Raw genomic sequence first — 23519 nt, 5'->3', positions numbered from 1 at the left:
CTTCCGTGTGTCCGAGGTCAGGCGTACCCTGGGTGTCGAGGTAGTAGCCACGATTTCTAGGTCGCTTGCGACGGTCCTCTCGGGACGCTCACCACATGATCTACCTCCTCGGCGGAGCTACGCACCCTCTCAGGAGGCGGACATCATGCTCCGACTGCTCTGGAATCTCAGCATCCGAGTTCGGCTGTTCCTGCGGACGTACATGCCGACGAACATCCTGCTCAACGCACTGCGGACGCGGCGCGGACTGAAGTGGGGCGTGCCCGCCATGCTCATCGCCGCGCCGTACCTGCTCGGCGCGTGGCTCCTGACCGTCTGGATCGCTGACGGCGGGCCGGGCTGGCTGAACTTGCTCGTGCTGCTCTTCATCTGGAACGCGCTGAAGTTCCTCGTCAACGGGCCGATCACGCTCGTCGTCCTGATCCGGGCTCGCCTCGCCGAGCGGCGCGACCGCCGACTCGTTGAGCGCGAGTCGGCGGGGCATCCGATCCACATCGACTTCTCCGCGCTCACCGCGTCGCTCCGCTGACCCGGAACAGCTTTGGACCCTTGGCGGCTCGCTCGCTAGAGACCGGCCGCTACGAGTGCCTTCAAAAGAGCAGCCCCCCTTGCGACCCGGTCCTCAGTGTCGACAAGTTCGCCTTCGAGGTCGATCTGCGCGACCGGGAGGTGCGTGTCCGACGTTGCACCGTGTTGGGTACAGATGTCTCGGAACCGTCGCGACAGAGCCGCATCGGCGGGCGGAGCCAGCTCGAATCCATCGGGAACGACGCGAATACCAGCGCCGCTGGCCGAGAGAACGAGCCACCGGGGCTGGAACTCGTACCCCGAGAACCACAGAGTCTCGACACCGGACGAGAGTCCGCTGACTCGATACATCGCCCAGAGATAGGGGTCTCGGTATCGTCCGCTCCCGCTGAGGTCAGGGGTGCGCAGCATGCACATGGAGTGTCTCCACTGCCCAGTCTGCTGCAGGTACTCGCCGTAGTAGACGCCCGTTTCGCCCTCGCGCATCTCCGGGTAGGTGACGAGATACGCGCGCCAGGTGAAGCGTCGCGTTGACCGGGCCTGCACGACGAACTCATCAGTGATTCGCTGCAACGACTGGCCGACATCTTCACCACCGTCCGCAGCAACGTCGTCGAGCAACGATGCGAGTGCGGCTCGGAGTGCCTGGTTCCGACCGCGTCCTCGATTGGAGAACACGCCACGCCATCGCGCGCTCTGCTTCGGGTCTCCGGTTCCCAGTTGAACCGCTCTGCCCGCCGTGCGGGGATATCCGTAGTCGCCCTTCGCCAAAAGCGCGCCGGTCAAGATCGGCCAGTGCTCGGGCGCGACGACATCGGGAAACGCAGTCGCGCGGCTCTGGAGCGACTCTGGGTCGAGGTCGAACGCGAAAATCCTGCCGCGAAGGAGCGGATGGTCTTCGAGGGAATGCACTGCGCGCTCGAGCTCTGGATAGGTTTCGATCAGCGCGATCTTGTCGAGTTCGTCCTGCACGCGGTCGGGGTTGAAGCCGCGGATCGTGGTGAGGTCGCCGTCGCGAATCAGTTGCTCGACGCTCGGGATGAGGTCACCCATCCGTTCGAGGCGCACTTCGTCGTCGGCGCCATCGACGAGATTGCGGAGGATTCGGAGTCGAACCGCGATTTCGCGGGTCGCATACTGCCGATGTATTAGCACGGCGAAGAGCATGAGCGTCTCCGCCAGAGAGAAAAGCCGCCGGTTTCCAGTTCGCTTTCCGTACAGCTCGAGACAGCCTGCGAACAGGTTGAGATTCGTGGTGTCGAGCGGCACCCGCCCGGTCTGTGATGCGGCGCTGCTGCCGGCGAGGTCGACGAAGTGCTCCTCAAATGCTGCGCGCACGTCGTCGACACCTACCCAGGTGTCGAAGGCATGAGTCAAGAAGGCGACGTGACTCGCTGCGTTCGGGTTGCCGACGTCGAAGGCGCGTTCCGCCCGCTCCAGCAGGGTACCTTCAGGGATCACGTTGTCGCGCCACTCGCTGATCTCGATGATGAACTCGAGGTACCGGAGGAACTCGTCGTCGATGAGGTGGTCTCCGCCGTGGAAGCTCCAGAGCACGTCGCTCCACACACCGTCGAGTTTGTGGATGATTGCGTCAAAGTCGTCCTTGGGCAGAGTCTCGTGAAAGAGCTTCTCCAGTCTCGCCTTGAAGTTCTCGAAGTCCGTGAGCGGCTTTCCTCGCGAATTCATCTTGATGTACAGCTCTTCGCCGGAAGGCATGTCGTCGATGGGAAGAAGGTAGAAGGATACCGCTGGTGTCGACTCGTCCACGAGTCGCTCCCATGCGGAGTCGAGATCGATTTTCTCCGCGGTGATTCGCTCGTGGACCGCGTCGAGCATGTTCAACATCGATTGGATTGTCGGGTCATGCCGCCAGGCATGGAGATACCACGCTTGATCCGTGATCCACCTCTTCGGCGTGGAGAAGTCCTCGCCGGGGGAGTGCTCGGGCTTCACGAGTTCGCGGCAGAAGAGTTCGGCGCTGGCACGAGTCGCGTACTCGAACCGGAGGACCGCCGCGGCGTCGTGGAGTCGATCCGTTCGCGCGGCGATATACCAGTGAATGAGGAACAGGGTAGTGAGGCGCTGCTGTCCGTCGAGGGGTCGCAGAGTCCCGTCGCCAATCTCCCCGTACACAAAATCGAGGTCGACAGCCTCGTCTCTTACGAGCGCTTCGATGAGGACGCCGAGGAAGTCTGCGCGGATAGTGTTGACATCGCGTTCGTCTCGGCCCTGCGCGTAGTCCCGCTGGATGAGCGGGATCTCGACACGCTTGATGCTGTACGCGCCGGTCTCACCCGGCTGGAACATGCGGGCGAATGAGGTCTTGGTGCCTCGCATCTCGGTCACGCTGCAACCTCAGACGTCTGCAGGTACGGGGCGACGGCTTCGAGGATCGCCTTCAGATAGCTCTCGCGGTCGGCGGCTCCCCAGAAGTGAATCTGCTGGTCGTCGGCATCGGTGTAGTACTTGAGAAACACGTTGCGGGTGCACGGCGGAATGTAGGAGCCTGCTTTGTCCCGAGCAAGAATCTCCCGGCGTTTGACCTCGAACGTCGAGTTACTCAGAGCACTGTTGTCACCGCTTGCCAGCAAGGCGAGGTTCGCCAGCGAGTGCACGTTCTCTCCCCGGCGAGTCGATTCGTCCGTGAGGGCTTCCTCGACTGCGGCCTTCACCGCGTCGAAGCGGACGCCGACTCCATGCACCTGCTGCTCCGCGATCATCCCGAGCACGTCGTCGATCTCGGAAAGGAGTTCGGCGCGGACGGCGCTCTCGAGCGTCGGCAGGTCCTCAACGACATCGCGCTGTAGCAGGAGCCATTCGCGCCAGATCTTCTCGTCGCGCCGGAGTTCCTTGGCGTTCTGCGCGTGGATGTGCTCCAGAGACCAGGAGCCGCGTGAGTGGGCGTTGAACGAGTACCGGGCAGTGTCGTCCTTACGGGCGCGAACTGTCTCCACATTCATCAGCAGCAACACCTCGTTACATTTCGCGCTCCTCGTGTCGTAATCCAGTGCGCCGAGGTCCTCCTCCGTCAGGTCGAGCACATCACGGATGCGACCGTCGAGTGCCGCATGTAACTGCGGCTTGGTGAGGCCGTCGGCCAAATTCACGAGCTGCCCGAAGGTGTCGCTTCCGACCTGAATCAGGAATCCGACTTTGTGGAAGACTTGGCGGTCGTCGTACCAGCCGAGGATCAGCGAATGCAGCTTCACGACTCGGTCCCAGAATGCCTGCGCACCTGCGGTGATCTCGTTCCTCAGCGTTTCGAACGTGTAGTAGCGAGGGCGGTGCCGACCGGAAGGCCTCCCGCCGATCTGATCGGCGAGAGTGTCGAGGACGAGCCCGATGTGAGTTGCCTCGCTCTCGTGTCGGCCCGTGATGAACGACCAGACCTCCGGCGCGCGAAGTTCCCGCTCGAACTGATCCCACTGCGCGGCGATCTGCTCGCTCTTGTCGGAGTATCCAGGACGCGCGCGGCTGTTTGCCAACACGAGCGCCTTGACGAGTTCGGCGTCAGTCAACGGGATCCGCCCGACGTTCAGCCGGGTGAACAGGGTGATGGAGTCGAGATCTTGCGATGCCTCATACCAGATCACCTTGACCGAGTCGAAGAGGTAGCCGTAGAACTTGTTGGCGACGTGCTGAGTGCGATGCTCCCACGCCTCGAACCATGAGCGGATCCGTTCGTACGCTCCGAAGATGTGGTGGAAGTCGATGTTCTCGTCCTTGTGGTCGGCCATCGGCGACCGTAGGAACTCTTGGCTACCGGGGCGTGTCTCGTACTCGATCGAGTAGCCAGCGCCGGCGCTTTGCAGCCCCTGATCCCGCATGTACTGGAAGATCAGGTACAGAGTGGTGAACCGCTGCTGGCCGTCGATGAGTTCCCATCGACCGTCGGCCATCTGCTTTACGACCACGGGCTGAAGGTAGTACGGGGCGCCGTTGCTCTCCCAGATGTCTGCGAGGAGACGGTCCACCTCGTCAGGACCCCAACGGTAACCCCGCTGATAGCCGGGAACGAAGAAGGCTCCTGTGACGTCACCGACTGCTCGCGGTTCAAGAATCGCATCCACTTGTCCACGCTAGTGGAGCCCCCCGACGCTCGGTCGACGAGCTCACCGACGAGAGAGGAGGCACCTGTGCGCGCTACCCGACCTTTGACCACCTGGATCTACGAAGGGTGGACGGGTTTCGCTCAAGCAGCTCGTGCGCCGCTGTCCGAAATCCTGTCCGTTTACTCCCCGTAGCCGTCCGTAAACGTCCGGAGATAGACTGAGCCCCAGACGGCATCTGCCGCCTGGGGCTCAGTAAATTGCTGGGCTCAGAGACCGGAAGTGTGGCTCTGAGGGCCTCCCGGAATCAGACCCCGAAGTACAGCTCGTAGATCTGATGGGTTTCGGTGGAGTGACGGCCGGCGTTGTCGATCGCGGAATCACGCGGATCTGACCATGTGGCGTCGAGGTCAGGCATGAACGGTGCTGGGACTTCTGCGGACTTTTTGCGGACTCCTGTGGTGCGAACCACAGGCACCACGCGTGGTGCGGGGAGAGAGAAAAACGGAAGGGAGCGCGGTCTTCCGTGGTCGCGGGCGATCGGAAAAACCGGGGCGTCGAGGTGGCCAACTCTGGCCACCTCGTGTCAGATTCCTGACACCTGGGGTGGTGATCCGCCACCCCAGGTGAGGAATTGTCCTCAGGTCGGAATGTCACCCCGCGAATGTCACACCAACGGATGTCATACGCACACGCAAGTTTGGAAGGGAGCGCGGTCTTCCGGCCGGCGGTGCGCGATCAAAACTGGTCGGCTCTATGCTCGGTGCCGTGCTGGCAATCCTCGCTGCGGTGGTGCCGATCCTCGCGTCTTGCTACGTCGCCGGGTCGGTGCTGGCAGAGCATGCGCACCAGTCGCATGTGGCGCGTGTCTATGAGCGAGTGTGGGGTTGGTATCAGGCTGAGCGTGAGCGTCTTGATCGTGAGGTGTCCGTCCACGACAGTCGCTTCCAGCGGCTGTCGAAGGAGCTCACCGCGAGACGGATGATGCTGCTTGAGATGAACGGTGTGGACCCGTGGACTGGCACGGCGAAGGCTCTCGGTGAGTCTGGGTTCCCGAAGCCGCCGCCTGCAGCGGAGCGGCGTCGTCAGTGGGTTTTGTTGTGGGGCTCGCTGGTGGGGGTGTTCTTCCTCGCTATGTCGTTGCTGTGACGTGCGTTGAGGGAGTGCCAGGGGTACGCAGATGGTGCGTACCCCTGGCAGGGGTCTCGCGCTGGGGGTCGGGTGAAGAGTCCCGAGTCCGCCCATCCATTCCGTGCTCGGCGGAGAAAGGGGGTCCTGTAAAGGCCGCCGCGGTGAGGTTGACGCGAGGTCTGTTAGGCGGTCACCCAGTCGGGGACGGCCTCGCCCGGGACGAACACGACGTCGAGGCCGGTGTCCGGGTGGGTGGTGTGGATGTAGTCCGTCGCGAGCCGTGTGCCGGTCGTGTCGGGCGGGGTGGTCTTGCGGACCGACTCGATGAGATCGCGCTCCTCAGCGCGCTCCTGCGCCCGCTCAGCGCGCGCTTGGTTCGAGGTGGTCACGCTGCACCCTCGATCGCCTTGAAGACCGAGAACGCGGACGAGCGGGCCGGCTGGACGTCCCCTCGCCAGTGGGCGACGATCCCGATCTTGCCCTCTTCGGCGTACCGCTCGGTGAGCACCTGGACGGTGAGCTCGAGGCGCTGTCCGATGAGGAGCTGCGAGAAGTCGCCGGCGAACACGTCGGTTGCGACATCAGCCATGGTGCCCTGCGTGTAGCTGGGAACCTGGTTGGACACGAACCGCTGCATGGCCTCGACGTCGGCCGGCATCCGGAGGGGCTGACCGGTGGTGTCGTAGGCCTTCGCTTGCTTGCGCGCGAGCTTGGTGTTCCAGATCAGCGCGTTGGGCTCCTCGTTGCCGTCGCGGACCTTGTAGATCACGTCAAGGATCTCGTCCCAGTACGACGTCGAGGTCTGCGAGGTGCCATTGGTCTCGCCGCCGAGCACGTTCGCCGGGAGAGTGGCGTTCAGCGCGGCGAGGATGCCCCGCGGGTTCGGCGGGGTGGCCAGGTTGATCGAGCCCGCGCCGGCGGTGATGCCGCCGTAGAGCGCGACGAGGTCGATCTGGTGGGCCATTGCCTGCGCGATCGCGTTGGTGACGATGTCGTCGGCGTTGTCCGCGTCCTGGAACCACTCCATGGTGCCCACGACCATCGCGGAGAGGGTCTTGGAGCTGAGGGTGACGTTGTCGAACGTGGGGTCGCTTGCCGCGATCGCGGACCCTTCGGCGCGGAAGGTCGCGGTCGGGTCGCCGGTGAGGCGGCCGATGTTGACGGTCTTGGCGGCCATGGGCACGATCGTCGCGCCGGCGCGCATCACCGCGGAGGCGTTGCGGGCTCGGTCGATGAGATCGCCGAGCCACACGGTGGGGACGACGGCGCTGCCGCCGGTGGTGGTGAGAGCGCGGAGCATCTGACCGAGGCCGTCGTAGCTGTCGAGGGCCTGATCGTTGCGGGCCCGGACATTCTGCACGACCGGGTGAGCCCGGAACGACTCTCCGCGGGTCAGCGCCGCGCGCTCACCGCTGTCGGTGTTGATCCACTGGCCACGCTCGAGATGCGCGTCGTCGCCGCGAGGCGTGGTGCTCACGGAAGTCGGATGCGACTGCGCAGCGGCGCGCGTGATTCGTTCTTCGTCGGCCTCCACAGCGGCGACCTCGTCGAGGCTGCGGCGGACCTGCTTGCGCTCGGAGACGATCTCGAGAGCACGGCGGTTCTCAGCCTCAGTGAGGCCGCGTTCCCCGTCGGCCTTCGCGCCCTCGAGGATCCGGTGTCCCTCGGCGTTGAGCTGATCGAGCTTGAGTTCCAGCGCTGCACGGCGCTGATCGATGGTCTGAGTCACGGGGCTCTCCGTTCGGATTCGGAGGTGCGGACCTACTCTTCGGCGCGCACCAGATAGTGGCGTCCCGTTTCTTCGGTCTTCTGCCTGTCCCCGCTGTCATCTGCGTTGGGAACCCGCGACAGGTCAATTATCTCAGGTTTCACCGACATCGATCGAAGAGACACGCCGGGGGTCAGGTTCGTTCGCGTGTGCGCTTGCCTCGATTGCGTCTGACGGTGCGGTCTACGTCGATGACATCAGCGATTCGGACGAATCGTCGTGTGTAGGTCTTTCCTGTGTCCCGCTCGATCTCCTCGGCGCGTGCGGTCAGTTGTCCGTCGCGGAGCCATCGTCGGATGGTGGGTTGTGAGAGGCCGACTCGGCGGCCCGCGTCGGTGAGCTCGAGTTCGTCCTGGGATTCCTCCACGGTGAAGTCGAGTGGGTGGAAGATGCGTCCCCACTGGCCGTCGTTGTCGCGGTCGTTTCGCTCCCAGTCGCATTCGGTGCAGGCGTACCAGGTGGGGCTGTCGGGGTGTGACGGTGGTGTGACTGTGACGGTCTTGGTGTCGCACTCGGGGCAAGGGGCGTTCGCGTATCGGCGTCGGTCCTGTATCGGCCAGCGCGCGGCGGCGCGGCTGATGGTCCAGAACTGCTCGTCGTGGGGGAGCCTGTGTGCCATCACGGCTGCCCACCATTGGGTGACGGCGTCGAGGTCGTTCACGATGTCGTCGTAGGCGCTCAGGATGGCGGCGACGCCGGCTGTGACCTGGTGGCGGGCTTTGGTGCTGTCGGTGTAGGCGGAGAGGTCACCGAGGCAGACGGTGGTCATGATGTCCCGGATTGCGTCGAGCTTCTCAGCGCTGACTGGTGCGATGGTGCTGCGGTCTCGACCGCCGGGGATGCTGTCGTAGCGTTTCGCGCTGACGGTGTGGGTGAGTTCGCGCAGGTGGGCGATGATCTCGGGTGCTTGCTCGATCGTGCGGCGGAGTCGTCCGTAGCAGCGGTGGCAGATCAGCGCGCCTTCGCGAGCCTCGGCGGGGACGCACCCCTGGCATCCGTCGTCGCGGCTGTAGTCGGCGCAGGCGGCGTAGTGTCGGCCGCGTCGGGTGCAGCCAAGGATGCAGGTGCGGTCGGTCAACGGTTGGTCTCCTCGCTGTAGTCGTGGCCGGCCCAGTAGCCGGTTGTCATGTCGGCGGCATCGGCGTAGGCGTGGCACGCGGTGCGAGCCGGACACCGCGTGCAGAGGGCGCTCATCTCGGCGGCGTCGTCGGCGCTGACCCGATCCCTGGTGAATCTCGGGTCGTTGGCGCACTTCGGGGGGTGATTCCGAATCACGTCGGCGAGCGCAGCGAACTCTTGAGGCCGATCGAGGACGGCTCGCGCGGGTCCGGAGGTGGTGATCTCGGCGACGAGCGCTCGGGTGTCGCCGAGACGGGCGATCACTGCGGGGGGAGGGAGCAAGGTCATGCGCGGAGGGCCTGCCGATCCGCACGCCATGCGGGCGAGCCCGGGGCGAGAGCGCCGTCGTCGCGACGTCCGCACCCGCAGTACCCCGATGTCTGGTCGAAGCGGTGTCGATGCCTGTTGGCTGGCGATGGGTTCGTGGCGGCCGAAGCCACCCCTCCGCCGAGATCTGCGTAGGCTTCGCTGACCGTCATGCTGTCCTCCCGATCGGGTGAAGGGTGCTCAGTTTCTGAGTGCCCTCGGCGCTGTGTCCGTCGTCTCGTTTGCCGCATCCGTCCTCGCAGTACCCGGAGACGGGATCGAAGCGGCAGATGTGGGGGCCTCGCGCGTGCGTGCGCGGGCGCGCGCGAGAGTCTTTTCTTGTATTCCTGTAGGGGGGTGCGCTGGTGGTACCCATTCCGTGAGCTGGTGGTACCCATTCCGTTCGCTGGTGGTACCCATTCCCTCCGGATTGGGGGTGCTCTCGCGGTACGCTTTCGGGCTCACCTGTCCCGTTTGGGACACCTGCCGGAATAGGTACCACCAGGTCACCCCCTTGATAGATGAGGCTGTAGCGGGCCGTGGAGCCCCGATGCCCCTTCCCGACCCTCTCGATCGCTCCCGCCTTCACGAGCGCGCTGGTGGCGCGCATGACGCGCCTCCGGGCGGGTTCTGACCGTTCGAGGCCGAGCGCGTCGCAGGTGGCGTCGCGGCCGGCGAAGTAGGTAGGGCGGTCGCCGTCGCGCGCACTGTGCGCCATGAGCGTCAGGAGCGCGATTTCGAGTGGCTCGAGCTGCCGCGTGCCTTCGGCGCGTGCCTTCTCGTTGTACGCGCCCACGAAGGTGAACGCGACGGCGACCAGTCTGTGACCCACGATCCGGGCGCCTCAGAGGCCGATCGGTCGGCGGATCTCGCGGGGCAGGGACTTCTCCCACCGGTCCGCAGCGTCGTAGAACGCGAGGGCGATCTCACGTAGCTGCGCCGGAGCTGTGATCCAGTCCTCGCTCTTGGAAAACTCCGCCTGGTTGCCGCCGATATAGATGGTGGCGCGAGTGACACCTTCGGCGACCTCCCCCGAGTCAGGGTCATAGGTGTCATCCCGCTGCAGTGAAACTTCGGCTTGGATCGACTCGGCTGCGGCGAGATCCCGCCACCACGTTATGACGGGGTACTCTCCTCCGTCGACAGACTCAACGTGACGTTGATCCGCCCATGACGGCCCCGCGGTCTCGGGCGGTTCCGGGTACTCCACCTCGCGATGGGCGACTTCGCGATAGTCCCTATTGCCAACCACGTGGATCTCGTACCAGGCGGCGCGTTCGCTGGGCATCATGTCGCCGATCTCGATCTTCTGTCCAACTGCATCGATGAGCTGCTGCCATCGAGCGTCGGTCGGGCCGTAGATCGGGCGAAGTGTGGGGCGGTTGGGGTGTACGGTGGACATGATTTCTCCTTTGTTGTGGGGATCGTTGCCCTCGGTGCTCTGCCAAGCGCCGGGGGCGTTCTTTCGCTCGTCGAGGATTGAGCGGATGCATCCGCACGGCTCGTCGGCGTCGTGGTGGTGACCGATGCAACGGTCATCGGGGCATCCGCAGGTATCGCCATGCCAACGACCATCGGCAAACCAGCTGCGGGCGTAGTCGGCGCGGGAGATGCCGGCGCTTTGGAGCACCTGGCGCGCATCGAGACTGAGGCTCACCACAGCTTCAGCCCCTCCGTCGCGGTCTCCGCAAGCGCCCAGACGGTCGCCGGGCGGCCATACGGAGATCGGCCGGGGAGAGTCGTCGCGCGGACAATCCCGCGACGACCTAGCTCGGCGCGACGCGACCGCACCGACGACGGCGACGCCTTCGGGACCGACGTGTCGGTGGCAGAGCGCCGCTGATACGCGGCATAGATCTGCGTGTCCGTCGCCGGCCCCTCCTCGCGCAGGATGCCAGCGACAATCGCCTGGACAGCGCTGACTCGCCCCGAAGTTTGGCTCGCTCCGGCCTCGAAGCTATGGCCCTCGAGCGCGAGCGGGCGGGTGCGGGTGCTCACGACGTTTCCGCGAACGCGTCGTCAATGAATCGCTGGACTTCGCTTTCCTTGAACACGATGCGTCCCGCGATCTTCGCGTGCTTTGGGGCGTTGCCCACCTGCATCATCCATCTGAGTTGCGCCGGCGAGCGCCGGAGCATCTCGGCGGCCTCGTCAACGAATAGGAGCTGGTCTCGCATGAGGGTTACCTTCTTTCAGTCACCTACACAGAATCACCGTATCTGTGTCTGGCTGGACAGTAACACAGATTCGCGCATACTGTGTAGTACATGACTGAGTCGGCTTCACCAACGATGGGTGAGCGAATCGCAGCCCACCGTCGCCGCGCGCGGATTAGTGGCGAGGAGCTCGCCGCGAGAGCGGGAGAGGGGCTCACGCGGTCGATGGTTGCCAACCTCGAGAATGGTCGGAAGCTTGACCTCTCGGTGCGTCAACTTGTCGCTGTCGCTGCAGTCCTCGGAGTCAGTCCAGCGGACCTTGTTTTCGATCTCCGTGATCCATATGCTCCGGTGGAACTCACGAGCGGCACAGAGCCGCGCGTGTCGACAGCGCACTGGCTCGCGTACGGCTGGTTTGGCGGATCGAGGACGCTGCGGGAGGTGGCTGACACGTCAGAGGCCGCTGCGCACAACCAGGTCGCCGCCCTCGACAGCTGGCTAATTCACGACTTGCTGCGCGAGCGCGACGCGACACACTACGCACTCGCAGCGCACGAGAGGTTTCTTGACGAGTACAAACGCGACCCGGAGTCCGTGACGAGCTCACTGCGTGGCACGGATCCCGAGGAGGCCCGACGCAAAGTGCGTGACTGGCGAGCAGAACTCTACGACGTCGAGCGCAAGCTACGTGCCTACGGGGTGAACATAGACCGGCCGATCGTCTACCCCTCGATCTGAACTGATGGCGAGCGTCAAGCAGAGGCCTGACGGCACCTGGCGGGCCCGCTACCGGGGGCCGGACGGCCGTGAGTACGCCAAGCACGCGAAGCTAAAGCGGGACGCGCAGGCGTGGCTCGACGACGCCACGGCCGCCATGCGCGCCGGCACCTGGGTCGATCCGTCGACGTCGAAGATCACCATGGGGGAGTGGCTCGACCGGTGGCTCGCCGGGTACGCCGGGAAGAAACCCCGAACGGTCGCTCAGGCGCGAGTTCATGGGGCGATCATCCGGGAGGAGTTCGGGTCACGGCAGGTGCGGACGATCCGCCCGTCTGATGTGAAGTCGTGGACCGCAAGGTTGCAGGGGAAGTACTCGACTAGCTACGTCTACGCGCTCCACTCCCGCCTGTCGCAGGTGCTCGCTGACGCCGTGCATGACGGGATCCTGACCCGGAACCCCTGCAGTCGCCGCACGAGCCCGCCGGCAGCGCCTCAGCGCCCCTACGTCGCGACCACCGCGCAGGTGTGGGCGCTCCACGACGCCCTCCCGCCCGGGTACAAAAACCTGCTGCTGCTCGGCGCTTTCGCTGGCCTCCGCATCGGTGAGATCGCCGCGCTCGAGGTCGACGACGTCGACTGGGACAAAGGCATCATCACGCCCGAGCATCAGCACGACGAGGAGGCCCTGAAGTCAGAGGAGTCGGGCAAACCGATCCCCATCCCGCTCGAGCTCGCTCAGATGCTCCGCGAGGATGCGGGGGAGCAGATGGTAGTGCCTGGGGTGTTCGGCCGCGGCGTCAGCGCCTACCAACTGAACCGAGTGTGGATCGAAGCGCGCGGGAAGGTGCCGGAGCTTCCCGAGGGCTTCCGCACGCACGACCTGCGGCACTACTTCGCGTCGATGCTCATCGCCGCCGGCCTGGACGTGAAGGTCGTGCAGGCTCGGATGCGGCATGCGTCGGCGACGGTCACGCTCAACACGTACGGGCACCTCTGGCCGGACACGGACGACTCGTCGCGCGCCGCGGTGGCCGCGGTGTTGCGTAGCCGCTAATCAGGCTGCGACGAGCTGGTGACTCGAGACTTCGAACCCGGCCGCGTTGAGCTCTTCGTCAACAACGGTCGGGAGCAGCTCAGCCACGCCTTCGTTTGAGAGGTTCATCCATTCCTGGATCGTGTCGATGCCGCCTGCAGGGCGGCCGCCCGTCTTGAGCATGGCGACGAGCACCGCTGCCCGGCCGGCCAGATCGGCCGCTTCGGGAGTTTCACCCTCGGCGGTGACTTCGATCTCGAGGCTACGTGCGCCGAGATCGACGGACACGGCGTGGTCGAGGATCTCGGATCGTGTGTCCTCGAGCTCGGTGAAGACTTCGCCCATGCCGTGGAACACTGCGGTGAGGTCTTCTCTGTCGATCTCCGCGATTGTGATTCGTGCGGAGACGCCAACGAGAACCGTCATTGCTCGTCCTCCTCATTTGCGTAACACGGCTGGCGGTATAGCCAACCGAGCGCGTCTTTAGCGTAGTTGGGATTGCTGGGGGTCAGGTGGATCTGTCGCATGTGATCCCCGCATGGACACTTCACTGTGTAGTACGTGGGTGGGTCTTCGATCCTCCAGCCTGCTTCGTGAAACTCACCCAGAACAGGCTCGAGATCTTTCCTAGGGTGCTTCTTCCAGTATCGCCCCACGCATGCTCCCCCGTCTACTGGCCGTTACGCCAACGTATCGAACACTCCACCGGGTATGAATGAGCCCCTCAGGCCGGACCTGAGGGGCTCATTCGAGGATTTTGCGGACTAGATGCGGACCAGATGCCCGATAGGCCGCGGAATCCCGCGTGAAATGGTCAGACGCCGAAGTAGAGCTCGAACTCGAACGGGTGCGGTCGCTGTGCGATCGGCTGGATCTCGTTCTCGATCTTGTACTCGATCCACGTCTCGATCAGCTCGGGGGTGAACACGCCACCGGCGAGCAGGAACTCGTGGTCGTTGCGCAGTGCCTCGAGCGAGTCCAGCAGGGAGTTGGGGACCTGCGGGATGTTCTTGGCCTCCTCGGGCGGCAGCTCATAGAGGTCCTTGTCGACCGGCTCGTGCGGCTCGATGCGGTTCTTGATGCCGTCGATGCCGGCCATCAGCTGCGCCGCGAACGCGAGGTACGGGTTGCCCGACGCGTCGGGGGCGCGGAACTCAATGCGCTTGGCCTTCGGGTTGGATCCGGTGATCGGGATGCGGATGGCCGCCGAGCGGTTTCCGGCCGAGTAGACCAGGTTGACCGGCGCCTCGAAGCCCTTCACCAGACGGTGGTAGCTGTTGAGCGTCGGGTTGGTGAAGGCGAGAACGGCAGGAGCGTGGGCGAGGATGCCGCCGATGTACCAGCGGGCGATGTCCGACAGTCCGCCATAGCCCTTCTCGTCGTAGAACAGCGGCTGGCCGCCGTTCCAGAGCGACTGGTGGGTGTGCATGCCCGAACCGTTGTCGCCGAAGAGCGGCTTCGGCATGAACGTGGCGGTCTTGCCCCACTGGTCGGCCGTGTTCTTGACGATGTACTTGAACTTCAGGATGTCGTCCGCCGCGTGGACCATCGTGTCGAACTTGTAGTTGATCTCCTGCTGGCCGGCGGTGCCCACCTCGTGGTGAGCGCGCTCGAGCTCGAGTCCGCTGGCGATCAGGCGCAGGCTGATGTCGTCACGCAGGTCGGCCGTCTTGTCGACCGGGGACACGGGGAAGTAGCCGCCCTTGTACGGGGTCTTGTTGGCGAGGTTCCCGCCCTCTTCGGCGCGGGCGGTGTTCCACGCGCCTTCGACGGAGTCCACGGCGTAGAAGCTCGTGTTCTGCTTCACCTCGTAGCGCACATCGTCGAAGATGTAGAACTCCGCCTCCGGGGCGAAGAAGGCGGTGTCGGCGATGCCGGTCGAGGCGAGGTACTTCTCCGCCTTCTTGGCGACCTGGCGCGGGTCCTTGCCGTAGATCTCGCCATTGCGCGGGTTGTAGATGTCGAAGACCATGATGAGGGTCTTCTCGTCGCGGAACGGATCGAGGTAGGCGGTCGACACGTCCGGGATGAGCTGCATGTCGGACTCGTGGATGTTCGCGAAACCGCGGATCGACGAGCCGTCGAAGAGCTGTCCGACGGTGAAGAACTCCTCGTCGACGGTCGAGGCGGGGATGTTGAAGTGCTGCTGCACACCAGGGAGATCCGTGAACCGGATGTCGAGGAACTTGACGTCCTCGTCCTTGATGAACTTCAGCACCTCGGATGAATCACTGAACATGGAGTCTCCAGAGGTAGGGCGTTCGGGAACTGCCAACCCGCGAGGGGCATGGCTTGCACGGTACCGACAGGGCGTTGCCCGGTCGTGACACCAATGTTTCGGCCAGGTTACAGGGGTCTGGGTACGCTTGTGCGGTGACAGACCAGCGATATCCCGGTGAACGCCTGGGACTGCCCGGGTCCGGGCGGGGTTCGATCGGCCGGCTCGGCCGGCGTGTCGGAGCCCTGTTCATCGACTACGGGGCGGCCTACATCCTCGCCGGACTGTTCGTCACCGACCCCGATGGTCTGCCCGCCGTCTTCTCCGGCGATCCGCTCGTGATCGCGGCGATCTTCATGGCGATCCAGGTGGTGTTCGCGCCCATGCTGCAGGGCAGCCCGGGTCATCGCATCCTCGGGTTGCGTCTCACCCGGATCGACGGTGCCTGGGTCGGACTGTGGCGCCCGATCGTGCGGACGGTGCTCCTTGTTCTGGTGATCCCTGCGGTGATCTGGGACGCCGATCAGCGAGGACTGCACGACAAGGCGGCCGGCACGGTCCTCGTGCGTTCCTGACTGCGCTCAGCGCGGCCGCGGTGCACGGACGCGATTGGGGTCCATGCCCTTGGGGATCGGGAGCGAGGCGAGTGACTGCGAGACCGAGTCGACGCGCTTGATGACCGCGGCCATGGTCGCGCGGTCGATCGCCTTCGGGAGCTTCTTGATCGTCGGGGCGAGCTTTGCGATCGGCACCTCGTCGTCGCCGTGTCCGACATAGAGCACCGTGATGGGCACGCCCGATGCCACGCGCTTGATCTTGGATCGTTCGTCGCCCACGAGGCGGGTCAGGCGCCCGCGCGCGCCCTCGCCGACGATGACCACCCCACCGCGTCCGATCGCGCGATAGACCGCCTCCTGGGTCTTGGGGTTGATCCCCACCGGCATCTCGCTCGCCTGCCACCTGCGGCCAAGCGACGTCGAGATCACGTGGCCGGTCGCACCCGGCATGCCGTCGATCTGGCGGTACATCGCCTTGGTCGACAGACGTGTCATGGTCATCATGGCGGCGAGAATGCCCGCCATCAGGCCGGTGATCGCCCACAGGAGCACGCTCCACCACGCGACCGGCTGCACCAGGAAGCCGATCCCCACTCCGATGGCCGCGCCGACGACCAGGATGCCGATGAGGACATACGGCAACCAGGGGAACGCCTTGCGCGTGAAGGTGAACAGGGTACGGAGCTGGGAGAAGAAGCCGGGTCGCTTCTCCGGGGTGGTGCTGCGGGCCATGGGACCAGGATACCTTTCGGGCGCAGCCTGGTTCGGACACGTCCTCTCCTCCACACGTCGCGGCAGCGCTGCGTGTTTCCACAGGTGCGACGCGCGCGGCGCGTCGGACGGGCGGGAACGGAACGGTGGGGGACGTGGCCCCGACATCCGATATCCCGCCGTCTTCCGTCCTCGCGCCCCACCTGCGCGCGGGAGCGCGGGTCGTGCGCCGCATCGACGGCGACGACACGCCGTGGCCCGGTGTGGTGGCGCGGCTGGACGACGGGGCGCCGGCGCTCGTGGTCCCGGTCGCCGCGCTGGGGCGGACGTGGCCCGGCTGGGCGCTGTCGGACCCTGCGCACGTGGTCGTACCCACGGACATCAGGCGCTCGGTCGAGGGACATGACGCGGTCTTTCCGCTCTTCGTCGAGAGGCTGATGACCTTCCTGACGCGGCGTGGGCCGCTGCTCTCCGACGGCGAGCGCGTGACGATCGCCGTCAGTGTGCTGCGCGGTCTGCGGGAACTCGACGACGCAGGGGTGACGTCACCAAGCAGTGGTTCGTGGTGGCTGACCGACGACGGCCGACCCGGTTTCGCCCTCACCGGCGACCCGGGAACGTCAGCGGAGCGTGCCTCGGCGGACGTGCTCACCGAGCTCGGGAAAGGGGAGGGGGGACTCTCGTCGTTGGTCGAACGGACCGTGACTGCCGTGGCCGGAGGCGTCGATGAGCGCACCGCGAGACGGCTCGAGGACGAGTGGTTCGATGCCGCGTCGCCGGAGGCCCTGGTCACGGTGGGGTTCGGTCCCCGTCCGGCTGGTGCGGCGATCGCGCCGGCTCGCGTGGATGTCGCCGCCGAGGTCCCTGCTTCGGAGGAGGCCGGCGGTACCGGTGTGCTGGTGAACCTCGGTCGATACGTCGACGGCGGCCTCGCGGAGACGATCGGAGCGACGGTGGAGCGCGTGCGCCGAACGATGATCGGAGCGCGCTCTCGCCGTTCGACGCTCCTCTTCGCCGGAGCTGCAGCAGGTGCCGTCGTGGCGATCGGACTGCTGTGGCCGGTCGGTGCGGAGGAGCCTGCCACCGCACCGGTCGATCAGGGGGCCATCCCCGCGTCGACCGCGACCACGTCGCCCGTTCCGGCCGCCGCCGTGGGCGTGGCCGCAGACGACGACCTCGCCGTCGTGACGGCGGCGCTGCTGGATGCGCGCATCCGCTGTGACGACGATCCCGAATGTCTCGCAGGGGTTCTCTGGTCACCGATCACGTCGGTTCCGCCCGGCGCCGTCGACCTCGATGCGAGCGTGCGCGATGTCGAGGTGCTGGATGATTTCGGCGGCGTCGCCGTGCTTCGCGTGTCTGGACCTGAGACACCGGATCAGGTAGTCGTCATCGCGCGCAGAGACGACTCATGGCTGCTGCGTGACGTCCATGACGTCGCACAGCAGCCATGAGGCTCGAGCGATCAGGCGCCGAGGTTGGCCTCGAACGAGGCGTCCTCGAGGCGCTTCTTGACCGCCGCGAGGAAGCGGGCCGCGTCCGCTCCGTCGATCGTGCGGTGATCGTACGACAGGGCGAGGTACACGTACGACCGCACCGAGATGGCTTCCGCTCCGTCGACCGTCACCACGCCGGGGCGCTTGACGACGGTGCCCGTTCCGAGGATCGCCGACTGCGGCAGGAACACCACCGGTGTGTCGAACAGGGCGCCGCGGGAGCCAGTGTTCGTGAGCGTGAAGGTGCCCCCTGCCAGCTCGTCGGGCTTGAGCTTGTTGTCGCGCGTGCGCGCGGCGAGGTCGGCGATCTCGTGCGCGATCTCAGCGAGGTTCTTGCTCGCCGCATCGCGCAGCACGGGCGTCAGCAGGCCACGCTCCGTGTCCACCGCGATCGACACGTTCTCGGTGGCGGGGTAGACGATCTTGTCGCCGTCGACCGTGGAGTTGATGATCGGATACGTCTGCAGCGCCTCGGCCGCGGCGAGGGCGAAGAACGGCAGGAAGGACAGCTTGTCCCCGGTCTTCGCCTGGAAATCCTTCTTCACCCGGTCGCGGTACTGCGACAGCTTGGTCACGTCGACTTCCACGACCGTCGTCAGTTGCGCCGTCGACTGCATCGACGCCACGGCACGCTCGGCGAGCACCTTGCGAAGGCGCGACATCGGCTGCGTGGTGCCGCGAAGGGGCGACACCTCCACCTCGACGGGCGCCGCCTCGGCGGCAGACGTCGGGGCCGCCGGGGCCTCGGCCGCCTTCAGAACGTCCTCCTTGCGGATGCGTCCGCCCACGCCGGTTCCGGTGACGCTCGCGAGATCGACGCCCTGCTGCTGCGCGAGACGGCGCACCAGAGGCGTGACGTAGATGTCGTCGGAGGCGGACGGTGCGGCGGGTGCGGCGGGCGCCTTCTCGGGAGCGGGCTCCGGCTTGGAGGTCTGCTCTTCGGCGGCCGGCGCGGGAGCCGGCTCCTCCTCAGGCTCGGGGGCCGACGTCTCCTGTGCGGACGCGGGCTCCTCGGGCGCCGACTCCTCGGACGGCGCCTCAGCGGGTGCGGGGGAGCCCGAGCCGATCTTGGCCAGCGGCGAACCCACGGCCACGGTCTCGTCCTCCTGCACCAGGATCTGCTGCAGCGTGCCCGCGAACGGCGACGGGATCTCGGTGTCGACCTTGTCGGTGGAGATCTCGAGCAGCGGCTCGTCGACCTCCACGTCGTCGCCGACGCTCTTCAGCCAGCGGGTCACGGTGCCTTCGGTGACGCTCTCGCCGAGTTCGGGCAGAACGACGTCCTTGCCGTCCGCGTCGGACGCGGTGCTCGTGGCGGGAGCAGCCTGCTCGGGAGCGGAATCCTCGGCTGCGGGCTCTTTCGCAGGCTCCGCCTCCGGCTGTGCGGGGGCCTCCGCCTGCGCGGAGTCGTCCGACGTGTCCTCGGAGGGGGCTCCGTCGCCGTCGCCGATCTTGGCGAGCACGGCGCCCACCTCGACGGTTTCGTCCTCCTGGACGAGGATCTCTTCGATGACGCCGCTGACCGGCGAGGGGATTTCGGTGTCGACCTTGTCCGTGGAGATCTCGAGAAGACCCTCGTCCTCCTGGATCGTGTCGCCGACCTGCTTGAGCCAGCGGGTCACCGTCCCCTCGGTGACGCTCTCGCCGAGCGCGGGGAGGACGACGGATGTGCTCATGTGCTTGTCTCCTTCGGAATGCCGATTGCTTCTAGCTTAGTGATGACCTCGACGCGCCGGCGTCGGATGGCTGGGGGTGTCGTGCGCAACGCTCAGAGTGTGTGCAGGGGCGAACCCGCGAGGGCGAGGAGGGCCTCGCCCAGCGCCTCGCTCTGCGTGGGATGCGCGTGCAGGAACGGGGTCACATCCTCGGGGTGCGCTTCCCACCCGACGATGAGCTGACCTTCTGCGATGAGTTCCCCGACGCGATCTCCCACCATGTGGATGCCCACGACGGGGCCGTCGACATGCCGGACGACCTTCACGATCCCCGCCGTTCCGAGGATCTCGCTCTTGGCGTTGCCGGCGAGGTTGTACTCGTAGGTGGTGATCGCGTCACCGTGCAGCGCACGCGCTGCGGCCTCGGTGAGTCCGACCGACGCCGCCTCCGGCGATGAATACGTCACGCGGGGGATGTGAGCGTCCGGGACGCGGACGGGTCGTCGACCCGCGATCCGCTCGGCGACCTGGATGCCCTGCTGGAATCCCCGGTGTGCCAGCTGCGGCCCGGCGACGATGTCGCCCACCGCCCAGACGTGGTCGGCGGCGGTGCGGAGATCGTCGTCGACGACGACGAACCCGCGATCCAGGCCCACGCCGGCCGCTTCGAGCGCGAGACCGTCCGTCGCGGGTGCGCGGCCCACCGCCACCAGCAGGGCGTCCGCCGCGATCTCCGCGTCATCCGCGAGCCGCACGACGACGCGATCCTCGTCCGCGGTGACGGCGGAGACGGGCGTTCCGAGGACAGTGCGGATGCCGCGGCGCCGGAAGGCGCGCTCCATGGTCTTGCCGATGACCTCGTCGTCGGCGGGCAGGAGCGTTGGGAGCGCCTCGATGACCGTCACGTCGGCGCCGAGAGAACGCCAGAGACTGGCGAACTCGACCCCGATGACCCCGCCCCCGAGGACGGCGACGTGCGCGGGGACCTCGGGGAGTTCGAGCGCCTGCTCGCTCCCGAGGATTCGCCCGCCGATGTCGATGCCGGGGAGCGTGCGCGTGTACGAGCCGGTAGCGACGACGACATCGCGACCGCGGTAGAGGTCGTCGCCCACCCGCACCGCCGGCCCCTGCTCGAGGGTGCCGGCGCCGGGGACGACGGTGATTCCGCGGGCGGCGATCAGGCCCTGCAGACCCTTGTGCTTCTTCGCGACGATCGCCTCGCGATATGCCGTGAGAGCGGGGACGTCCACGCCCTCCCACGTCGCTCGCACCCCGACTGCCGCTGCGTCTCTGGTGTTGTCGGCGACCTCCCCGGCGTGCAGGAGCGCCTTGGTCGGCACGCAGCCGCGGTGCAGGCAGGTCCCGCCGAGCTTGTCCTTCTCGACGATGACGACGGAAGATCCCAGTTCCGCGGCGCGAAGGGCGGCGGCGTAGCCGCCGGACCCGCCGCCCAGCACGACGAGGTCGGCCTCGTGCACGGCCATCAGCGCGTCGTTCCGGCCACGAAGCGGATCAGCGCGCGCACCGTCGCACCGGTCGCGCCCTTGTCGGTGAATCCGTACCCACCGCCCTTGTGCCAGCCGCTGCCGGCGATGTCCAGGTGGACCCACGGAATGCGCGGAGCGTCCTCGGCATCGGCCGCGCGGCCCACGAAGCGACGCAGGAACAGGCCGGCGAAGAGCGAACCGCCCGCCGGGTCGCCGATCTTCGCGTTCTGCATGTCGGCGACGGGAGAGTCGAGCTCTTCCTCCATGTGCTCGGGAAGCGGAAGCTGCCACGCGTCCTCGCCGGTCGCCGCCGCATCCGCGAGGAAGCGGGCCACGGCGGTGTCATCGCCCATCACCCCGGTGTGCCGGTTCCCCAGAGCGACGGATATCGCGCCCGTCAGCGTCGCGACATCGACGATGAGGTCGGGGCTCTCGGCACTCGCGGCGGCGAGGCCGTCGGCCAGGACCAGGCGTCCCTCGGCGTCGGTGTTCAGCACCTCGACGGTCGAGCCGTTCCGCATCGTCAGGACGTCGCCGGGTCGCGTGGCCGAGCCCGACGGCATGTTATCGGCGAGGCAGAGCCACGCCGTCGCGCGTACCGGCGCCCCGACGCGAGCAAGGGCCCGCACGACGGCGAGCGCGGTGGCCGCGCCGCACATGTCGTACTTCATCCCCACCATCGAAGCGGGTGGTTTGAGGGAGAGTCCACCGGTGTCGAACGTGATGCCCTTGCCGACCACCGCGACGTGGGCCGCCGCATCCGCCGGCGAGTAGTCCACACGCACGAGTCGCGGCGGCCTCGAAGAACCGCGTCCGACGCCGAGGATGCCGCCGAATCCGCCCTCTTCGAGGTCGGTCTCGTCGAACACGTCGACAGAGACCGGCAGGCCCGCGACGTACTCGCGCGTCCGGTCGGCGAAGTCCGCCGGACCGAGGCGATCGGCGGGCATCGTGGACAGATCCTTCACCAGCGCCATCGCCTCGGCATCGGCGCGTACGGCCTCGAGTTCTCCACCGTCGGGACGGGTCTCGCCGTGCACGACGACGGTCGCGGCGCGTGCCGGCGGCGGAGTGCTCTTGTAGGAGTCGAAGCGATAGCCGCCGAGCGTGGCGCCTTCGGCCACGGCACGCCATCCCTCGAACGCGGGAGCCGCGACAGCGACCGTGTCGAAGCCGGTGAGGGAGCGGACGCCCGCGCCGACGGCGGTACGCACATCCTGTTCCCCGGGGGACGTACCGGTGCCGACGACGGCGAGCGGGAGCCGGGTCGCCTCTGGCGCGGCGACGCGCAGATAGGACGATCGCGCACCGGTGAACCCGACCGCCTCCAGCGCGTCGTGCAGGCCGGGCCATTCGGCCAGAGCGTCGGCGGCATCATCGAGCGGGGGGAGCGCCAGAAGGATCGCTTCGGCGTCGGACTCTCGGATCGGACTGGTTCGGAACTCGAGGTCGGGGAACGACATGGTCCCATCCTAGGGATGCGCGTGTTCGCTGTGAGCGGGACGGGGTACGCCGACGGTCGGCGCTCGCCTCGTAGCATGGAGAGATGCCCTTGTCCTCGTCGCTGTTCGAGCGTTCGGCCTCTGCGCCTCCCATCCCCCGGGGACTGCCGCTGGTCATCGCCCTCACCGGCTTCACCGACGCCGGCAGTGCGTTGTCACGCACGATCGAGTACCTGCGGGATGAGATCGACCCGACTCCGGTCGCGGTCTTCACCAACGACGTCCTGCTGGACTACCGCGCACGGCGACCCGTCGTCGCGTTCGATCAGGATCACCTCGCCGACTACCGACCTCCGCGGCTGGAGTTGTCACTCGGACACGACGCGCTGGGTTCGCCGTTCCTGATGCTGGCCGGCTATGAGCCGGACTTCGCGTGGGAGGCCTTCGCCTCCGCGATCCTGGCGCTGGCCGAGGAGTTCGCCGTGTCCACGGTCACGTGGGTGCACGCCATCCCGATGCCCGTCCCGCACACGCGACCCATCGGAACGACGGTGAGCGGCACGCGGCGCGAGCTGACGGAGGCGCATTCGGTCTGGAAGCCGACCACGCAGGTGCCGGCGACGGTCGGACACCTGCTCGAGTACCGCTTCGCCGAAGGCGGCGCCGCCGTCGCGGGTTTCGTGCTGCTCGTTCCCCACTATCTCGGCGACACGGAGTATCCGGCCTCCGCTCTGGCCGCCCTTGATGCGATCACCGTCGCGACCGGCCTCGTCTTCTCCGGCGACTCGCTCCGCGACGAGAACCGCGAGTATCTCGAGAAGGTCGAGGAGCAGGTCGCCGGTAGCGAGGACCTGTCTCGCATGGTCGAGAACCTGGAAGAGCGGTATGACGCCTACATGGCCGGCTCAACGCAGGCGACGCCGATCATCCACACCGGGGACCTACCCAGCGCCGACGAGCTGGCGGCGGAGCTCGAGCGCTTCCTCGCCAACCGACCCTCGGGCGACGACGACCGATTCGGCGCGTGAGGGAATAGCCGCGTCGGCCGGCACGTTTCCATACAGGTGTCGCCCGCTGCGGGTCAAGTGCCGCTGCGGAATGTGAGACAATGGATGAAGCGACCCGTTGTCACGTCGACTG

Annotated in this window: 21 protein-coding genes; 7 read left to right on the top strand and 14 right to left on the bottom strand. The window is 66.5% G+C overall.

Features of this window, described 5'->3' with window-relative positions; genetic code table 11:
• Positions 1-145 precede the first annotated feature (145 nt).
• Positions 146-529, top strand: coding sequence for a sulfate permease (locus B4E30_RS07070; RefSeq protein ID WP_286794279.1), 384 nt, complete (start codon positions 146-148; stop codon positions 527-529).
• A 35-nt stretch (positions 530-564) separates the two neighbouring features.
• Here the strand turns inward: B4E30_RS07070 and B4E30_RS07065 are convergent, their stop codons facing one another.
• Both B4E30_RS07065 and B4E30_RS07060 read right to left on the bottom strand, forming a co-directional pair.
• A complete protein-coding gene (locus B4E30_RS07065) occupies positions 565-2868 on the bottom strand; it encodes a DUF262 domain-containing protein (protein ID WP_286794354.1) in 2304 nt (767 codons plus the stop codon).
• Between the two features lie 5 nt (positions 2869-2873).
• On the bottom strand, positions 2874-4601 hold the full coding sequence (locus B4E30_RS07060; RefSeq protein ID WP_286794277.1) for a DUF262 domain-containing protein: 1728 nt from the start codon (positions 4599-4601) through the stop codon (positions 2874-2876).
• 747 nt (positions 4602-5348) lie between these two features.
• On the opposite strand from B4E30_RS07060, the gene B4E30_RS07055 reads away from it, so the two are divergent.
• Entirely contained in the window at positions 5349-5729 is a 381-nt protein-coding gene (locus tag B4E30_RS07055; RefSeq protein WP_286794275.1) for a hypothetical protein, read from the top strand.
• Positions 5730-5893: 164 nt separating this feature from the next.
• Here B4E30_RS07055 and B4E30_RS07050 read toward each other — a convergent pair whose 3' ends face one another.
• The 6 genes from B4E30_RS07050 to B4E30_RS07025 form a co-directional block, all read right to left on the bottom strand.
• Positions 5894-6100, bottom strand: a complete 207-nt coding sequence (locus tag B4E30_RS07050; RefSeq protein ID WP_286794273.1) for a hypothetical protein — start codon at positions 6098-6100, stop codon at positions 5894-5896.
• Positions 6097-7440 carry a phage major capsid protein gene (locus B4E30_RS07045; RefSeq protein WP_286794271.1) on the bottom strand — a complete coding sequence of 448 codons (1344 nt, stop codon included), beginning with the start codon at positions 7438-7440 and terminating at the stop codon, positions 6097-6099. The genes B4E30_RS07050 and B4E30_RS07045 overlap by 4 nt, the downstream gene beginning before the upstream one ends.
• Before the next feature lie 172 nt (positions 7441-7612).
• Positions 7613-8557 (bottom strand): hypothetical protein, encoded by a 945-nt coding sequence (locus tag B4E30_RS07040; RefSeq protein ID WP_286794269.1) that lies wholly within the window; start codon positions 8555-8557, stop codon positions 7613-7615.
• Entirely contained in the window at positions 8554-8886 is a 333-nt protein-coding gene (locus B4E30_RS07035; RefSeq protein WP_286794267.1) for a WhiB family transcriptional regulator, read from the bottom strand. The genes B4E30_RS07040 and B4E30_RS07035 overlap by 4 nt, the downstream gene beginning before the upstream one ends.
• Positions 8887-9748: 862 nt before the next feature.
• Positions 9749-10561 (bottom strand): hypothetical protein, encoded by an 813-nt coding sequence (locus tag B4E30_RS07030; RefSeq protein ID WP_286794264.1) that lies wholly within the window; start codon positions 10559-10561, stop codon positions 9749-9751.
• Positions 10562-10898: 337 nt separating this feature from the next.
• Entirely contained in the window at positions 10899-11081 is a 183-nt protein-coding gene (locus B4E30_RS07025) for a helix-turn-helix transcriptional regulator (protein ID WP_286794262.1), read from the bottom strand.
• Between the two features lie 90 nt (positions 11082-11171).
• Here B4E30_RS07025 and B4E30_RS07020 point away from each other — a divergent pair, with 90 nt between their 5' ends.
• Together B4E30_RS07020 and B4E30_RS07015 are read left to right on the top strand one after the other, a co-directional pair.
• Positions 11172-11798, top strand: a complete 627-nt coding sequence (locus tag B4E30_RS07020) for a helix-turn-helix domain-containing protein (RefSeq protein WP_286794260.1) — start codon at positions 11172-11174, stop codon at positions 11796-11798.
• A gap of 4 nt (positions 11799-11802) precedes the next feature.
• Positions 11803-12834, top strand: coding sequence for a tyrosine-type recombinase/integrase (locus B4E30_RS07015; protein ID WP_286794258.1), 1032 nt, complete (start codon positions 11803-11805; stop codon positions 12832-12834).
• Here the strand turns inward: B4E30_RS07015 and B4E30_RS07010 are convergent, their stop codons facing one another.
• Both B4E30_RS07010 and glnA read right to left on the bottom strand, forming a co-directional pair.
• Positions 12835-13101: a hypothetical protein gene (locus tag B4E30_RS07010; protein ID WP_286794256.1), complete on the bottom strand. Its 267-nt coding sequence runs from the start codon at positions 13099-13101 to the stop codon at positions 12835-12837.
• Positions 13102-13627: 526 nt separating this feature from the next.
• Positions 13628-15052, bottom strand: a complete 1425-nt coding sequence (gene glnA / locus B4E30_RS07005; RefSeq protein ID WP_071043434.1) for a type I glutamate--ammonia ligase — start codon at positions 15050-15052, stop codon at positions 13628-13630.
• Positions 15053-15186: 134 nt separating this feature from the next.
• Between glnA and B4E30_RS07000 the strand changes: the two genes are divergently transcribed.
• Entirely contained in the window at positions 15187-15606 is a 420-nt protein-coding gene (locus tag B4E30_RS07000; protein WP_071043435.1) for an RDD family protein, read from the top strand.
• Positions 15607-15612: 6 nt separating this feature from the next.
• On the opposite strand, the gene B4E30_RS06995 is transcribed toward B4E30_RS07000, so the two are convergent.
• The gene (locus B4E30_RS06995) at positions 15613-16320 is read right to left on the bottom strand and encodes a DUF4191 domain-containing protein (protein ID WP_071043436.1); all 708 of its coding nucleotides are present in this window, start codon (positions 16318-16320) and stop codon (positions 15613-15615) included.
• Positions 16321-16454: 134 nt separating this feature from the next.
• Here B4E30_RS06995 and B4E30_RS06990 point away from each other — a divergent pair, with 134 nt between their 5' ends.
• Positions 16455-17753, top strand: a complete 1299-nt coding sequence (locus B4E30_RS06990; protein ID WP_286794252.1) for a hypothetical protein — start codon at positions 16455-16457, stop codon at positions 17751-17753.
• Between the two features lie 11 nt (positions 17754-17764).
• Here B4E30_RS06990 and sucB read toward each other — a convergent pair whose 3' ends face one another.
• From sucB to B4E30_RS06975, 3 genes are all read right to left on the bottom strand, one after another.
• Positions 17765-19471 carry a 2-oxoglutarate dehydrogenase, E2 component, dihydrolipoamide succinyltransferase gene (gene sucB / locus B4E30_RS06985; protein ID WP_286794250.1) on the bottom strand — a complete coding sequence of 569 codons (1707 nt, stop codon included), beginning with the start codon at positions 19469-19471 and terminating at the stop codon, positions 17765-17767.
• A gap of 92 nt (positions 19472-19563) precedes the next feature.
• Complete coding sequence (gene lpdA, locus B4E30_RS06980; protein WP_286794248.1) at positions 19564-20934, bottom strand: dihydrolipoyl dehydrogenase; 1371 nt, start codon at positions 20932-20934, stop codon at positions 19564-19566.
• The gene (locus B4E30_RS06975; protein ID WP_071043440.1) at positions 20934-22400 is read right to left on the bottom strand and encodes a leucyl aminopeptidase; all 1467 of its coding nucleotides are present in this window, start codon (positions 22398-22400) and stop codon (positions 20934-20936) included. The genes lpdA and B4E30_RS06975 overlap by 1 nt, the downstream gene beginning before the upstream one ends.
• Before the next feature lie 83 nt (positions 22401-22483).
• On the opposite strand from B4E30_RS06975, the gene B4E30_RS06970 reads away from it, so the two are divergent.
• Positions 22484-23407, top strand: a complete 924-nt coding sequence (locus tag B4E30_RS06970) for a proteasome assembly chaperone family protein (RefSeq protein WP_071043441.1) — start codon at positions 22484-22486, stop codon at positions 23405-23407.
• Positions 23408-23519: the final 112 nt, after the last annotated feature.

Source organism: Microbacterium sp. UBA3394 (assembly GCF_002358725.1).
In the GTDB taxonomy this organism is placed as follows: Bacteria; Actinomycetota; Actinomycetes; order Actinomycetales; family Microbacteriaceae; genus Microbacterium; species Microbacterium luteum.
This window is presented reverse-complemented; position numbering and strand designations above follow the sequence as displayed.